Below are 15,658 nucleotides of genomic sequence, written 5' to 3'. Positions count from 1 at the left end.
GCCTCTTCAAGCAGGACAAAATAGTCTTTAGGTATTAATTGCTTGCTTGCTTGCTTGCTTGCTTGCTTGCTTGCTTGCTTGCTTGCTTGCTTGCTTGCTTGCTTGCTTGCTTGCTACCAGATACCTGATTAAATGTCAAGAGCCTGTCCCGATAATATTCATACTGTTTTTGCCGCTGGTCAATCTCCCGGGGCAAGAGCCCCTGGGCATCCGCCATGAGGGCCTGGAACTTATCCAGGATTTGAACCACTTGCTGTTGAAGGGATAAGGGCGGAAGATGAATTGTAAATTTAGCCATATCATTTTCATGAATACGAATAAGCTTTGTACCGGTAACCTTTCTCTCTTTTTGCCGTTGAAAAGCTGCTGACTGAAAGTAATAGGCTAGATACTTAGCATTTTCACTGGTCCGATAACTATACATATCCCCGGAAAAGCCTATTTCTTCGGTTCCAAGCCAAACAACTGCCTTGCCCACATCTTCAATATTCTCTGATGTAGTTGCCATCAGAATATCGTTAGGCTTTGCCTTCTTGAGCTTGGAAAAAGTCTCTTCATCAGTATAAGAAATGGTTTCTTCCGCCGAAAATCCATATTTGGTATAGATTTGCCCATAATGAATAACCGGCCTGCCCTGCGGTTGAAAGTCCTTTTTCTGCAAACCATTTCCCCTAGTAAATTGACCAATATCCCCCAGCCTGGTTAACCTGACTTCTTGCTTGCCAAGCCTACCGGGGTCTTTAACTAATTTCTCCAGGTAGTCTTGGCTTGTTAGCAGGTCCCTAAAATAATCATATTGCTTAATACGGGCCTGTAATTCAGCCTGTAATTCAGCCTGTAATTCAGTAACATAATTTGTGAAATTGTCAAGTATTTTTACGATTTTTTCTTGGGTTTCAAGAGAGGGAATGGGGAATTCTTGCTCCAGTAGGGCATCCATATTGACCGCTGGAAAACTAGATACCTTCACATTCACTTTGCACCATTCATCAATAAGGTCAAAGTAATAAAAAACAAAATCTGGTAATAACTTGTCACTCAAACTATCTTTAATCTTAAAGTTTGTAAACCGCTGATTAGCCAAAGCATCTGTTTTTAAGATGGCATGTACACCAATCGTTGCCGTAGACGCCAATATGATACTATCCTTAGCAAATAACCCCTTACCCTTTATCGCACTTGATGTTATATGCTGCTTGGAATCATATAGTATTTTCCCTTGTTCTCTAATATCTTCCATACGAAACCAAGGAATATCGCCATTTTCCCAAAAAGCTTTATTTTTCTTAGATGGCGTGTACCCATTCCGGATATCAAATACATCCTTGATTTTCTTCCATTCCACCGGCTCATTCTTTAATAAATCCTCTATCCTAGTCATCCTCTCTCCCCTTTTTAGCCCTTTCCTCTATATTTTTTATTTCTGCTAGATAGTCTTTTTCAACCGGGGAAAGGTTTTCAAGCTGATATTTTTTATACTCGGAATGTGCCTTTTCCATGGCCTGTTTGTGGCTAATTCGGCCGGCGTGGTCTAATACATCTTCTCCTGTAGCTTTAAGAATATTATCCAGTGTTTCTGCATAATCACTCATATACATGGGTTTATGTCTCATAGCCTGCATTTCGGCTATGTCAAAGTACCCTGATACCAGTCTGTTTAATATGTTTAGTTCATCAAGGGTAAGGTAGTTCTTTGCAATGCCAACATCTTTTTTGGTCGGAAAAGAGCCGGAAAAAGTGGTTAAGCCCATAAATTCTTTCCTGCTGTCTGCTCTTGTATAAATGACTTCTGCCGCTGTTTGCCCGTGGACGGCATAATGCAATTTATTTTGTACCAATTTGAAAAAGGCAATAGATTCCCTGCTTTTAGGGTCATAATCTATACTGGTTGCATATAAATCCAAAACTTGTCTGTACATGACTTTTTCCGAGGACCGAATATCACGAATCCTATCTAAAAGTTCTTTCCAATAGGTCCCGCCGCCTAAATTTTTCAGGCGTTGGTCATCCATTGTAAAACCTTTAATGATATATTCTTTCAGTCTTTCCGTTGCCCATTTTCTAAAATCAGTGGCAATTTTTGACTTCACCCTATAACCAAGGGATATGATCATGTCCAAGTTATAGTGGGGAATATTTCTTGCCACTTGACGGTTACCCTCTTTGCGAACCTGTCGGAAATCCCGACAGGTTGACTTTTGATCCAGTTCACCTTCATCGTAAATATTCCCTATATGCTCTACAATATTTGTTCGCGATGTTTTGAATAGGTCTGCCATTTGCTGTTGTGATAGCCATACTGTCTCATCAAGGAAATTAACATCTATCTTAGTATGGCCATCATCAGCCGTATAGATGACGATCTCGCCATGTGCCTTTTCTTTTTCATTCTTCATCTTCAAGCTCCTTTACGATCTCATCAATAGAAGCCCGAAGGGTGTCAATCCTGGCGACGGTTTCGGCGATTTCCCGGTTCAGGGCCTTGATGTCGATTTTTTCCCGGGTGTCTTCTTTTTCCACATAGGTGGAGACGGAAAGGTTGTAGTCATTTTCTTCAATTTCAGCCAGGGGGACATACCTGGAAAAGTATTGGGTATCGGTCTTTTGGCTAAAGATGGTCACAATCTTATCAATATTCTTCTCTTCCAGGATATTATTATTGGTTTCCTTCTTGAATTCTTTGCCGGCGTCTATAAAGAGAATTTTATTTTCTGTCTTGTTTTTGGCCATGACCAGGATGCAGGTGGCGATGGAGGTGCCGAAGAAGAGGTTATCCGGCAGTTGGATAACGCAGTCTATAAAGTTGTTATCCACCAGGTACTTGCGGATGGTCTTTTCGGCCCCCTTCCGGTAAAAGATGCCCGGGAAACAGACGATGGCGGCCCGGCCCTTGCTGGACAGGTGGTTGAGGGCGTGCATGATGAAGGCGTAGTCTGCGTAGCTTTTTGGGGCCAGCTTGCCGGCTGGGGCAAAGCGGTCGTCATTAATGAGGGTGGGGTCTGCATCCCCAACCCACTTGATGGAGTAGGGGGGATTGGAAACAATGGCGTCAAAGGGTTTTTCCTCCAGGTGCAGGGGGTTTAGGAGGGTGTCGCCCCGCTTGATGGAGAAGTTGTTGTAGTTGATATTATGGAGGAACATGTTCATCCGGGCCAGGTTGAAATTGGTCATATTGATTTCCTGGCCAAAAAACCCTTCTTCAATGATGTGGGCCTGGAAGTGTTTTTTCATCTGTAGGAGGAGGGACCCGCTGCCGCAGGTGGGATCGTAGACTTTATTGACGGTGTCAACACCATCCATAACCAGCCGGGCCAGGAGCCTGGAGACGGTTTGGGGGGTGAAGAATTCCCCGCCGGACTTGCCGGCATTCCGGGCATAGTTGGAGATGAGGTATTCGTAGGCATCACCAAAGGCGTCTATTTCGCCGTCTTCAAAGGCGCCGAAGTTAATTTCGGCAATGCCGGTGAGGATATCGGTCAGGCGTTTGTTCTTTTCGGCAACGGTGCCGCCCAGGCGGTTGCTGGTGGTATCAATATCATCAAAGAGGCCCTTGATGTCATCTTCAGAGGGGTAGCCGATGGCACTCCCTTCTATGGACTTAAAAATATTGGCCAGGTCGGTGTTGAGGTTTTCATTGGTCCGGGCCTGGCGGACAACGTTTTCAAAGAGCTGGCTAGGCAGGATGAAAAAGCCCTTGTCCTCAACGGTATTGGGCCGAAAGTCGACCTCGGCCTCTTCATCAGAAAGCTGGGCATAGTCAAAGTCCGGATCGCCGGCCTCATGCTCGGCTCGGTTGAAAAATTCGGTCATATTTTCGGAAATGAACCGGTAAAATAAGATGCCTAAAATGTACTGCTTAAAGTCCCAGCCATCAACAGCCCCCCGCACGTCATCGGCTATGGCCCAAATCCGCTTGTGAAGTTCTGCCCGTTGGCTGGTTCCGCTGTATGGTCTTTGATTATTGGACATGGTTTACCTCGCAAAATGTATAAATTAAGCCCACCGGCTGATGCCCGGTGATTTTATTGGCTCGTTAAGCCTTAGTTTACCATAAGAAACCGCTAGGCTCTAGAGGGCGGCTAACTGACATTTTTTGCATAAGGGAGCCCCCTAGCCTTTCCGGCCTAGGGGGCTTCTTCTATGGGTGCTTTCAACCCGGCTGAGCCGGGATTTGATACAAACGGCGCCCGGTCTTACCTCAAGCTGTCTTGGTCTTCCTGCCTGTACTGATTTATTGGGAAACCATCTTCATCCTTCCATTCCATCCAGCCATTATTGCTTTTACCAAGAACCAACAAGCCTGCGGTAGAGGGTGACCGGCAAATAACATCTTCCGTCAAAATATGATTGCTGATTTTTGCATTTTGACGGATGGCAGGTGTGACCTCACCTTCTAAGGGGGCGCACAGGCTCCCCTTAAGGACCAGAAAAAGGCCATCCTTGACCAAGGCCTTACCCTTAACCTGGCCAAACCCCCTAACCGACCGTTCCAGGTAATAATAGCCCTCTGGGAGCAGGGCTGTATCTGCCCTGGCTTCAAATTCTTTAGCCGCCTGGGTAAATACCTCTTCTTTGGTCTTTTCTTTAGGATAAACCTGGTTGCCTTCAAAGGAGGATAGCAATTGGATAACCAGGCCAATATCCAGGGCAAAGAGCTCTGTATTAGGCACTTTGCTCTTGCTAAATTAATGCTAACTTCTTCCATTTTCTAATTTTAGTCCTAAATGTTCCAAATGGTGCTACTGTATTTACATGGATAAATTTATAAACTTCCCAAGTTGCAGTTTTTGTTGCTTCATCTGCCCATTTTCTCATGTGTGGTTTAAATAATTCTTCTTCAGTAAAATCATCTATCATAAGATAAATATTTTCTACATTTTTTGTTAGTTGCTCTTTTAATTCAGTCAAAGATTTATGAGCATATGTTTCTGTAAACCACTCATATAATTCTCCAAGCTGATTCCATTTGAATTTATCTGACGGGGTTTTAACTTCAAGCCCCTTTTTCTCATCTTCTTCCCATTTTAAAACTAAAGTAGTCCAACCAACTTGGTAGGCAATATTTTCAGCTGGTGTTCTATCAATTTCATCTATTCTCTTATCCTTTAATTCTTCAGGAATATTATCAAACTCTGAAATATATTTTTCAAAAGTCTTCTTTATTTCATTTTTTAATTCTTCTTTGTTTTCATATAATCTCATAAATATCTCCTTGAGATAAAGCGGGTTGTCAAATTAAGTGCAACAACTTCATGTTAAAATACTTCAATAGGTGTTTTTCACCCTAAACATTTTCTAGGTCGATTATTTATTTTTAGCAGGACATCTAAGGTTTAATAGGTAGTTCAGCACAAGGTATTGCTCTTACTTTGATAAACGCTCATTTTTTGAAAGCTCTTGGTAACGCTGGATAAATTCCGTATCCTTCTAAGCTAGTCTTTTCTTATATTATTCTTCATTCCCAGTGGTTAGCCACATTTTTTAGTATCAAAATAGTATCGTAAGCCCTCGTACCCTTAGAATAGTTAGTAAAATCAAGGGTTACAGAAATCTGGAACCTATTCCCATTCTTCTTTTCCAAATGTACCAGTGGTATGAAACTATTCAAAATACAAGCTTTTAGTTTTTTATATCTCGTCAAATACGTTTAATTATAGAGCATTTTCAAACTTTTTGTACCGTTCCAGTCCCAGTACCGGTTAAAGATATCTAAGAAAATATATATACTTCTGATAATTTATGATATATAGCATTTTCTAGTTTTGTTTTTAATATTCTTATATTATCATATCTATCAACGTTCTCCATAAACCATTGCATGATATCTGTTTTTTTTATTATATTTTTTTCATCATCATCTAATTTACTCAATACTTCGTCGTACCAATTATTAACAATTTCAATTTTTTGTTCTTTCTCTAATTGATCAAATTTTATACACTCAGAAAATCTCGAAAACATTGCTGGTCCTAAACTTTCTTTAATTTTTTCTTCATTCATAAAATTTGATGTACATATAAAAATCGTGTTTTTTAAATCTACATCATAATTGGTATCTACATATCTACCCTCATCAAAAAGTTCATAAAAAGCATTATAAAACCTATAGTCTACTTTATCAAATTCGTCAATTAGTATAACATTAGACTCCCTTAAAAGCATATCTTTTGCTAAACTATTATTTGAGTGTTCAGAACCAAATACATAATTATAAGCTTCATTTGTTTGCATCATTGAAAATTGAATTCTTAATAAGTTTCCACCTAATGAATTACTTATACTTTTAGCACTTTCAGTTTTACCAACTCCAGAATACCCATGAAACATTAATACAACTGGATTATTCACTTGCTCTTTTAATAACTTATACAATCCTGTTATTATTGATTTTTTACAATCAACTTGTCCAAGAATGTCTTTATTTAATTGTTTGTAAATCTCCTTAAGTTTTTTCTTAGATATTTCTTGGTATTCTGAAAATTTATATTCAATTATACTATCATCATATGCTTTTAAAGATTCTTCTACTCGTCTAGGTGGATTATGAACTAGAAGACAATCAATATCACAGTTTAAAGTAATGATAGTTGAAAAATTTGATAAAACATGAGGTAGCACTGACGCATAATCATCTGCCTTTACTACACAAGCTTCAACAGGTATTTTTCTTCCCAACTCTTGTTCTCTAACACCTGATTCATTCGGTCTTAACCTAGCATTATATTTTTGTATCAGCTCCATAAAAGGCGTATAAGGACCATTACCTATAATTTCATATAATAATTCTTCAAAATCTTTTTTGCTCCCTTTAAATATAATAATTCTATTAACCATTTGACTCAACTCCAGCTAATAGCACATCAAAAACTGGAAGTTTTTTAGATGAATTACTATTTTGATCATTATCTTTATTACTTTCTTCATATGATGGATTGTCAACTACACTATTTGTTAAATCAAGATTTAACTCTTCGTTAATATTAAGCATATCCAATGTTGTATCGCCAACTTTAATTGCAAAAATACTTAAATTCATTTTTAGCAAATCACTAATCATATAATTATTTTTAAAAGCACTAATATTAAATCTTAAAATCACCTTACTGTTTCCTTTAGTTCCAACAAATTCGTAATAACCCTTTGCATTTCTTAAAACACTATCAAGTTTCTCCAATGAAATACTAAGTTCGCCACTAGGAATAGTGCTTCCAGATTGAAACATATTCATATAAGGTGAAACCATTACGAAATAAGACAAAGAATCTTTCTCTGCTGTGATTTTATATCCACTGAATTTTTTTATTGTCCCTTTTGGTAATTTGGAAACAGCTCTCTTATTCTCATTTTCTTCTAGTGCATTAACAAAATCAGTAAGAATAGTATTTTTAATGATATTTTTAACCATTTTTTCACTATTAAAACTTAGTCCTGCTGATGCTGTCACGCCAGCTTCTGCATTCCAGCCTAATAATGCTTTTATTAGACCACCAAATCCAATTTTTGTAGCTGCATCTGCATCAACTTCTGCATCTTTTGATGCTGTTTCTAACAATTCTGTTGTTTTCTCCAGATTTCCTCCAGACATCAATTGAAGATAATCTGTTATTGACTCGTCATCAAAGTATATAATCTTGCACAATTGAGTTGTTAAACTTTTATCGGACATACGCCCCTCCAATAATCATTGCTAATAATTATCCTTTTCTATTAACCATCAATCCTATCACCATATGGTAAACTCTTCATATAGTTTTCCATATATTTCCAATCAGGTATATATCCTTTATCAGAATACTTTTTGCTTTTATCGAATACATAATCATTACCATTCATCAAAACTGGTAATTTTATTGTAAAATCTTTTCTAAAATGTGAGTTTAATTCTCTTCCAAAAGCCTGATATTTTATTTTGCATTCATTCCTTATCAGAGTTGAAATAAATAATTTTGTGTGAATACTAAGTGGTTCTTTCTCTTGCAATATCCCAACATTTTGTGCCGTATAGAATGGCTCTTTTTGAATAAAACAAGAGCCAAGAAAACTTCCACCTAAAGCTAATGACATAGCACCAGCAGGGAAGGGATTTTGGTCTTCAACTTCATCAACAAATCCTACAACACCGTTTCCATTACTATCACGAGATACATAATTGTACTTTGGATTATCATTTGTTGTAGCTACTGCATCTATGCTATTCCCCATAGATGTCTTGAATAATTTGTGCAAGTAGAATTCTTTCCAATTTTCAAAACTGTTAAAATTTTCTCGTTTTTTATTTTTTGTTATTATCTCTTTATATTTTAATCTTTTAATAAAAGTAGACATATAGTTAAAGTCAATCTCATCATTAACTGTAACTGGCATTAGCAATGAGGTATTTAATATATTTTCTCTAGTCATTTTTCTACCATAGTTATACCTCCCTCTATTATGAAAATTTAATAATGATACAAGAAATAGCAGCTCATACTCATCCCATTCTCTTGTAATTGGATACATACCCTGGACATGAGAAAACCCAATAAAGTTATTTCTTTGATAAAAAAATGTATCTCCATTAGTAGTGTCACTAAATGTTATAATTCCGCCTTCTTCTGTTGGATTCAATGAGCTATAACCACCTATACCATTATTTACTGCAGAATTTACAACAAATGGTGTCTGTCCTCCATCGTCTAGTTCTTCTTTGCTCATATTTTTATAAGCTTTCGTTGGACGAATAATAAATAACTTTTTTAATTGTACTGGTTTCCAGTTATTTACATTAATTTTCATACACATGACCTTCTTTTACTAAGTAAGAAAGATAACTGTTTAATACATTTTGAAAATCTTGAGGTGTAAGCTTAGTATAATCAGTTTCCATATAAGCTTCAGCCAACCACTCATCTTTCCAAGTAACTTTCTTCATAACAGATAATCCAGGCACTTCCTTTTTATTTTTATATAAATCAAGCCACTCATCTTTTGTACTAGCCCATAAACTATTTCCATCAGAATCAGTTTTTTCTACTCTACCTAGACCTTTTCTTTTTATAAATTTATCGTCTTTAAAATAGCCAAAAAAAGTTTCTTTATTAGATCTTTCATGTTTTTGAGATAAATCAAAAATCATAACAACAGGCTATAGCAGCAGCACCTGGATAAAACATTTCATTTGGTAGTGAAAAAACAGCTTCTAAAGTATAATTATCTAGCATCTTCTTTTTAAATTTTTTCACATCTCCACTGTTTCCTATAGCTGCTTGCATTGGTAATAATACCGCTATCTTTGAGTTAGCTGGGATATGTCTTGCAACATATTCTACAAAATGGAAGCCTTTAGAAGGATCTTCTTTTTTACTAGACCCCCAATTTTTAACATATTCTGGATCACAGAATTTTCTTGTAGCATTATAAGGGGGGGTTCATAAGAACGCTATTTATATTCTTATCTTTTATCCATTCTCCACGTTCAAACATTGATGCTTGAATTATATTTGAATTTCCATCACCATGAATAAGCATATTTGTTGAAGAAAGTCCAAATGCTCCATCTTCATATTCTATTCCATAAATTTGATTTCTTTTAACTTCCTCACGTTCTTCTTCAGTTTCACAATCATCCATTGCATCAGTCATCGCTCTAACTAGGAACGCACCACTACCCTCTCATGTCAAGCTTATGACAAAAAAGAGGTTATTGTTATGTAATTTAAAAGAGAGTGATTGCTCACTCCCTTTGCTACTTCCATATTATGTTCAACACTTCGTTTCCTTCACAGAATACTGAGTCTATATATTTTTCCATCAATTCTCTGGTAAGTTTAGTGTTGTCTATTACTTCTTTTTCTTCTTTTGCTTTTTGTATTTTTTCTTTTATTGCTTGTATATCTTCATCTATCAAATTTTTAGAGTCAATGAATTTTTGTCTACTCATCTTACCTAATTTATACTTCTCAAAATTCTGCATTTTCTTAGCTTCAAGATCTTCGATAGATTTTCCCATAGGTTTAACTTTTACTTTTTCATCCTTGTTTGGATCTTCTAGACCATATTTTTCTTTTATAGCTTCAAATACTTGCTCTTCAAGGCTTCCTGCTCTTGAGTTCTTATGTTTTACATTATTACACTTACATATCCTACAAGTAAAATATGTGTGTACTCTAAGGCTTCCATCAGGTCTTTTGTGTTTAGATTGAGTACATCCTAAAATGTGATTACAAGTTGGACATTTTGCAAAACCTTGTAGTGGAGATTTCTTTCTCCATTCATAATCGGTATTTTTACCTTTCATAAATAGATTCTTCTCTTTAATCTTCTGAACTTTTTCAAAGTCTTCTTTAGATATAATAGCTTCATGATTATTCTCAACTCTTCCCCATTCTTCTTTTGGTTTGAATTTAAAAGAAGATGGATTTAATACTGACTTATCTTGCATATTGAAAGTGTAAGTTCCAGTATAATTTTCATTTGCCAATACATCTATTACATTGCCATTAGTCCAAGTTGGTCTAGGCTTTTTAGCTGTTCTAATTATCGAATATTCAAAATCAAGATTTGTTAGTTCACTCTTTCTTTTTGATGGTGTCGGAATCTTTTCTTCATTTAATATCTTAGCTATATTTCTTGAAGATATGCCATCAAGTGCAAGTTTGAAAATCTTCTTTACTATCCAAGCAGTTTCTTCGTCAACTATGATTTTGTGTTTGTCATTAGGATCTTTCATATATCCCAATGGTGGACTCCAAGCTAAAAATTTTCCTTGTTTTTTAAGTGTAGTCATAGATGACTTTACCTTTTCAGAAATATCTTTTGTGTAGAAATCATATAATAGTCCCTTGAATTGAATGTCTAAATCTGTTCCATTTCCCTTTTCTTTCTTACTATCATAGCCATCATTTATGGCAATAAATCTTACTCCAAGGAATGGAAATATATTTTCAAGATAATCTCCAAGTGTTATATAATCTCTCATAAATCTGGATAAGTCTTTTACAATTATCGTCTGGATATTATTTTTCTTTACATCTTCGAGCATTCTTTGAAAGGCTGGTCTATTTTCATTTGTTCCAGAATATCCATCATCGACATATTCTTCTCTTGTGAAGTTTTTAAATTCTTCATTCTTGTCGAGATAATCGTTTAAATATGCTCTTTGGTTTATGATACTTTCACTTTCATCAGTCTTTATCATATCTTCAACGGATAATCTAATATAAAGAGCTATCTTACTCATCGTCTATTCCTCCTACCAAATTATCTATATTGAATTTAAAGACTATTTCAAATTCGTGTTTATCATAAACTATTATTTTTTCGATTAAGCTATGGATTAAATCGCCAGATAGCTTTTCCAAATTCTTTGAAGCATATAAATCATTTATCCATTTTGTTGATTTTGATCTTTCTTTTTTAAGTTTTGATATATTAACTTCAATTGCTGAAATCTCGTTATCAAATGTAGACATATGACTTTGAGCAATCTCTCTTTTTAATAGATACTCGTCTCTATCAATCTTGCCTAGACTATATTCTTCATAGGCTCTTTGAATGATATTTTCTTCATTTAGATTTTTTCTTTTAAGATTTTCAATGTCTTTCTTAAAAGTATCTATTGCGTTATTAAATCTAGCTTTAATTCGGTTAACAAATTTTGTCTTGCTAGTTGTCTTCATAATAAACTCAGAAATCTTATCACTAATAGCCTGATCTAAATCTCTTTCCATAATGAATACTGATTTTTCGGGTTTTATACTTCCACTAAACCTCTCATTCTGAAATGAATAGTAAAGTCTATCTCTATTCTTACCATAGATACGAGTTCTTCTATTAAGTTCTTTGCCAGTATTATTATTGATTACAAGACCTTTAAATCTGTTCTCATAGTCCCTATTTTCAAAATTGTGCATTGGCGAACTGAAAACATGATTTTTCTTTCTTTCTCGTCTTTCTTGTAATATTCTTTCATGAACTTCCTTAGAAATGATTGCTTCATGTGCATTCTCACAAATTATATACTGACTTTCGTCTACAAAATGTTGTTTAATTCCTTTTGCAAGATTTTGTTGCTTAACTCCTTGTACTAAAGTCCCCGTATAAGCTGGATTTGTAAGCATTTTAGAAATTGTCCCTTTATTCCATTCAGGATCATCATTTTCTCTGTAAACTCTCCCAGTTTTATAGTAAATCATTCCAGGAGCATACCCTTTTTCATTAAAATGCTTTGCTACTTCATACTGGCTTTTGCCTTGAAGAGTTAAATCAAACATCTCTTCAACTATAAATCTAACATTTTCATCAATTACAAGCTTTTGACCTTCTTTAGATTTTTTAATCTTGTACCCGTAAGGTGGAACAGATCCAATAAAGTATCCATTTCTTGCTCTATTGTGTTTTGAGGTTTTTATCTTAACTGAAATATCCTTAGCATACATATCGTTGATAATATTTTTAAGAGTAACCTCAAAAGATTTCTTTGAATCTGTTTCTTTGACTGTATCCAATTTATCATTAACTGAAATAAATCTAACACCTAAAAATGGAAACACTTTATCAATCAATCTTCCCATTTCAAGATATTCTCTTCCAAGTCTTGATAAATCTCTGATAATAATACAATTGATTCTTCTATCCCTAATATCTTGCATAATATTCTGAAATGATGGTCTTTCAAAGTTTGTCCCACTATATTCATAGTCGGTGTAAACTTCTAAAACATCTATATTTTCTTTTAATGCATATTCTTTACAAGATAGGATTTGAGTTTCTATTGAGTATGATTTTTCTCTCCACTCTTCTGTTCTTTCGTTAGATAGTCTTGTATAAATTCCGGCCTTAAAGACTTTTCTTTCTATCTTTTCACTTTTCTTTTCAATATATCTTTTGGAAGTTCTTGCCATTATAAAACACCTCCAGCTAATTGCATTGGAGTCTTATTTTCAAGAGCATTTCCAAATACCTTATTTATTGAAATCAAATTTTTCTTTACTTCGGACTTGTTTTCATTTTCTTCTTTTATAAGGGTCTTCAGTAAGTTAACTGTTTCCAAATTATTAAAGACAAAATTAATCTCATTGTTTTCTCCGATTTCAATTCTATCTATAAAAGATACAATTGTTAGTCTATTTAGACTGCTTAAATCAGTGGGAACAATTTCGGAAACCAAACTGTCCTTGTTTTTCATCTTTTCTTGCAAGTTGGCAAGTATATTTTTCTTTGTAGCAATTTGTTTCTCTATTTCCCTGATCTTAATAAGATAATTTTTTCTGAACCTTTCAAACTCTTCAGAAGTTATAAGTTCGTCTTCTAAGTCCATATATAAAGATTGTCTAAGCCTTTCATATTTTCTTTTTTCTGAGTTTAAGCTTTCAAAGTCAATATTAAATGTAACTTTTGATACATCTAACTTATTAACTTGACTTAGTAATTCATTGTATTTTTTTAAATAATCTTTAAGTGCGAAAAGAGTCATATCAAGTAGATAGTCTTCTTTTATACTATGTCTTGTGCAATCTCCTTTGTTATTATAGTGAGAACAAATATAAAAAATATTATATCCATTCTTTGACTTAACCTTTCTTCTAACCATTGAAGATCCACAGTCTTTGCAATAAAGCATTCCTGATAAAATATGTGGTATATCTGCTGATTGTTTTACATCTCGAAGCATCATCTTATTAGCCAAAGCATAAATGCTTTTTGAAATAATAGGCTTATGAGAGTCGTTAATTACGATCCAATCTTCTTCATTTACTTCTACTTCTCTCTTAGACTTGTAATTTAGTTTTCTAGTTTTTCCTTGTTCAAGCACTCCTATATAGACCTTGTTTGTAATAATCCTATTGACCATTTTTGCGTCCCATTTAGAGTCTTTAACAATAAAACCAGTAGTATGATTATCGCCAGAATTTTCTTTATGCTTAGATGGTGTTACACAACCTATGCTATTTAAAAAATCTGCAATAGCCTTAGATGAATAACCGTCTATCTTCATATTGAAGATTCTCTCAATTATGTGTGAAACTTTTGTATCAACGACTAACTTATGTTTGTTTTTGCTATCCTTCTTATAACCAAAAGGAGCAAATGCACCAATAAATTCACCATTCTTTCTTTTGATCTCTTTTGAAGATTTAACTTTCATAGAAATATCTCTACAATAAGAATCATTAATAAAGTTTCTTATTGGAAGAATTAAGTGTGTATCGCTTACATCTGCATTTTCACTGTCATAGTTATCGTTTACGGATATAAACCTTATACCTTTTTCTGGAAATATCTTTTGTAGATATTTACCTGATTCGATATAATCCCTCCCAAAACGGGATAAGTCCTTCACAATAATTGTTTTGAACTTCTTTTCTTCAAGATCTTGAATCATCTTCTTAAATTTTGGTCTGTCAAAATTAGATCCTGAAAAACCATCGTCTACATATTCAGCAACAACTTTAAAATCATTGTCCCTTGCATATGACTTGATAATCTGTCTTTGATTTGAAATAGAGTTGCTTTCTGTGCTATCTCCGTCCTCTCTTGATAAACGAAGATACATACAAGCAAATTTTTCCATCACAAAACCTCCTTAATTTGTATTTGGGCAAATAGTCATTAAGGAGTTCTTCTACCACTTATATTTTACCGCACCCAAGTTTTTAAGTCAGCACCTCAGCTTATAGTCTTATGCAAGCTCTACATAAATAAAGCTCAACTATATCTAGTAAGTCGAGGGATTCTTTATCACTTTGAGTGTAAGTAATCTTTTTAGAATAATCTTCTTTTCCTACTTGCTCTTTAGGTTTATCTCTAATCTTTTCTTTTAATAATTTCTTATTATCCATAAGTTTTACCTCTCATTTATATTTAAAGTTTTTTGACATTGACAAGTGCCTTGGATAGGCAACATAGGAATCTCACCTCCGCCTCTGTTTCGGATGAGCCGGCTTCAACCTTAGAAGTATCATTATCCTCATTATCTTCATAGCGAATAGGGTATCCCTCCCTACTTTCAAACTCTATCTTATCGCTCGCTTTCTTATCCCCTTGCTTTAGACTTAGCAGTACTTGTTTTAACCGATATATCAGCAGAAAGGTCTTGGCGGATATGTTTTTACACTCCAATAATGATTAACGTCTTGTCTTGGTCTATTCAGTTGTTAAGGTTCAATTCCAAAAAAATTTATTTTAAATAAAGAGTGGGCAAAATTCCCCTCTACTTTTAAAGTGAATTTTTGCCCATCTTGTTAACCAATTTTTGAAAAATTTTAGATATTATATTCATCCAAAAATTTTCTTAGCTTATCTAGTATCTTGTTTCGTCTTTTCATTACACTCGGTGGAGAAATATTTAAAATTTTTCCTATTTGCCTTAATGTTTTATCTTCATAAAAAATTTTCACTATTAAATCTCTTTCATCTTTTGTTAGTTTGCTTATTGCATGATTTAATTTTTCTATAACCTCCTTAGTCTCCACCATTTTTTCGATATTTACTGACTTATCTTCCAAGTTGCCATCGAAATTTCCATCATGATCTAAATTAGAAAAAAAGAGACAGCCATTTTTGCCATCTCTTTTGTAAAGGTACTTTTCTTTGTTTAATTCACTATGATATGCCAAATACACATCTTTATCTACATATACTTTTTTTCCATTGACTAAAAGAAAGTATCTTTTATCTT

The 15,658-nt window shown here is 34.5% G+C and carries 14 protein-coding genes and 2 pseudogenes; all 16 read right to left on the bottom strand.

Annotated elements, in window-relative coordinates:
• Positions 1–34 precede the first annotated feature (34 nt).
• A complete protein-coding gene (locus ACLGL1_RS05555) occupies positions 35–1,381 on the bottom strand; it encodes a restriction endonuclease subunit S (RefSeq protein ID WP_411007755.1) in 1,347 nt (448 codons plus the stop codon).
• Entirely contained in the window at positions 1,374–2,396 is a 1,023-nt protein-coding gene (locus ACLGL1_RS05550; RefSeq protein WP_411007754.1) for a virulence RhuM family protein, read from the bottom strand. Before ACLGL1_RS05550 ends, ACLGL1_RS05555 begins: the two co-directional genes overlap by 8 nt.
• Positions 2,386–3,969 (bottom strand): type I restriction-modification system subunit M, encoded by a 1,584-nt coding sequence (locus tag ACLGL1_RS05545; protein ID WP_411007753.1) that lies wholly within the window; start codon positions 3,967–3,969, stop codon positions 2,386–2,388. The genes ACLGL1_RS05550 and ACLGL1_RS05545 overlap by 11 nt, the downstream gene beginning before the upstream one ends.
• Positions 3,970–4,193: 224 nt before the next feature.
• Complete coding sequence (locus tag ACLGL1_RS05540; RefSeq protein WP_411007752.1) at positions 4,194–4,670, bottom strand: DUF4357 domain-containing protein; 477 nt, start codon at positions 4,668–4,670, stop codon at positions 4,194–4,196.
• Positions 4,671–4,680: 10 nt separating this feature from the next.
• A complete protein-coding gene (locus tag ACLGL1_RS05535; protein WP_411007751.1) occupies positions 4,681–5,202 on the bottom strand; it encodes a ClbS/DfsB family four-helix bundle protein in 522 nt (173 codons plus the stop codon).
• A gap of 507 nt (positions 5,203–5,709) precedes the next feature.
• The gene (locus ACLGL1_RS05530; protein WP_411007750.1) at positions 5,710–6,834 is read right to left on the bottom strand and encodes an AAA family ATPase; all 1,125 of its coding nucleotides are present in this window, start codon (positions 6,832–6,834) and stop codon (positions 5,710–5,712) included.
• Positions 6,827–7,666: a DUF6414 family protein gene (locus ACLGL1_RS05525; RefSeq protein WP_411007749.1), complete on the bottom strand. Its 840-nt coding sequence runs from the start codon at positions 7,664–7,666 to the stop codon at positions 6,827–6,829. The genes ACLGL1_RS05530 and ACLGL1_RS05525 overlap by 8 nt, the downstream gene beginning before the upstream one ends.
• 41 nt (positions 7,667–7,707) lie before the next feature.
• Positions 7,708–8,775 carry a restriction endonuclease subunit S gene (locus ACLGL1_RS05520; protein ID WP_411007748.1) on the bottom strand — a complete coding sequence of 356 codons (1,068 nt, stop codon included), beginning with the start codon at positions 8,773–8,775 and terminating at the stop codon, positions 7,708–7,710.
• Positions 8,765–9,115: a hypothetical protein gene (locus ACLGL1_RS05515; RefSeq protein WP_411007747.1), complete on the bottom strand. Its 351-nt coding sequence runs from the start codon at positions 9,113–9,115 to the stop codon at positions 8,765–8,767. The genes ACLGL1_RS05520 and ACLGL1_RS05515 overlap by 11 nt, the downstream gene beginning before the upstream one ends.
• A pseudogene (locus tag ACLGL1_RS05510) lies at positions 9,105–9,344 on the bottom strand (N-6 DNA methylase); the annotation flags it as partial. The gene ACLGL1_RS05515 and the pseudogene ACLGL1_RS05510, both read right to left, overlap by 11 nt.
• Positions 9,345–9,393: 49 nt before the next feature.
• Positions 9,394–9,636, bottom strand: a pseudogene (locus ACLGL1_RS05505) (N-6 DNA methylase); the annotation flags it as partial.
• An 88-nt stretch (positions 9,637–9,724) separates the two neighbouring features.
• Positions 9,725–11,218, bottom strand: a complete 1,494-nt coding sequence (locus ACLGL1_RS05500; RefSeq protein ID WP_050265750.1) for a recombinase family protein — start codon at positions 11,216–11,218, stop codon at positions 9,725–9,727.
• Complete coding sequence (locus tag ACLGL1_RS05495; RefSeq protein ID WP_000124679.1) at positions 11,211–12,881, bottom strand: recombinase family protein; 1,671 nt, start codon at positions 12,879–12,881, stop codon at positions 11,211–11,213. The genes ACLGL1_RS05500 and ACLGL1_RS05495 overlap by 8 nt, the downstream gene beginning before the upstream one ends.
• Positions 12,881–14,551, bottom strand: a complete 1,671-nt coding sequence (locus ACLGL1_RS05490) for a recombinase family protein (protein ID WP_411007746.1) — start codon at positions 14,549–14,551, stop codon at positions 12,881–12,883. Before ACLGL1_RS05490 ends, ACLGL1_RS05495 begins: the two co-directional genes overlap by 1 nt.
• A 100-nt stretch (positions 14,552–14,651) precedes the next feature.
• A complete protein-coding gene (locus ACLGL1_RS05485) occupies positions 14,652–14,819 on the bottom strand; it encodes a hypothetical protein (RefSeq protein ID WP_411007745.1) in 168 nt (55 codons plus the stop codon).
• Positions 14,820–15,242: 423 nt separating this feature from the next.
• On the bottom strand, positions 15,243–15,658 hold a 416-nt coding region (locus ACLGL1_RS05480; RefSeq protein ID WP_411007744.1), incomplete at its 5' end, for an RNA polymerase sigma factor.

The organism is Peptococcus simiae (assembly GCF_046569735.1).
Lineage (GTDB): Bacteria > Bacillota > Peptococcia > Peptococcales > Peptococcaceae > Peptococcus > Peptococcus simiae_A.
The sequence above is the reverse complement of the archived record's forward strand: the minus strand, read 5'-3'. Positions and strand labels throughout refer to the sequence as shown.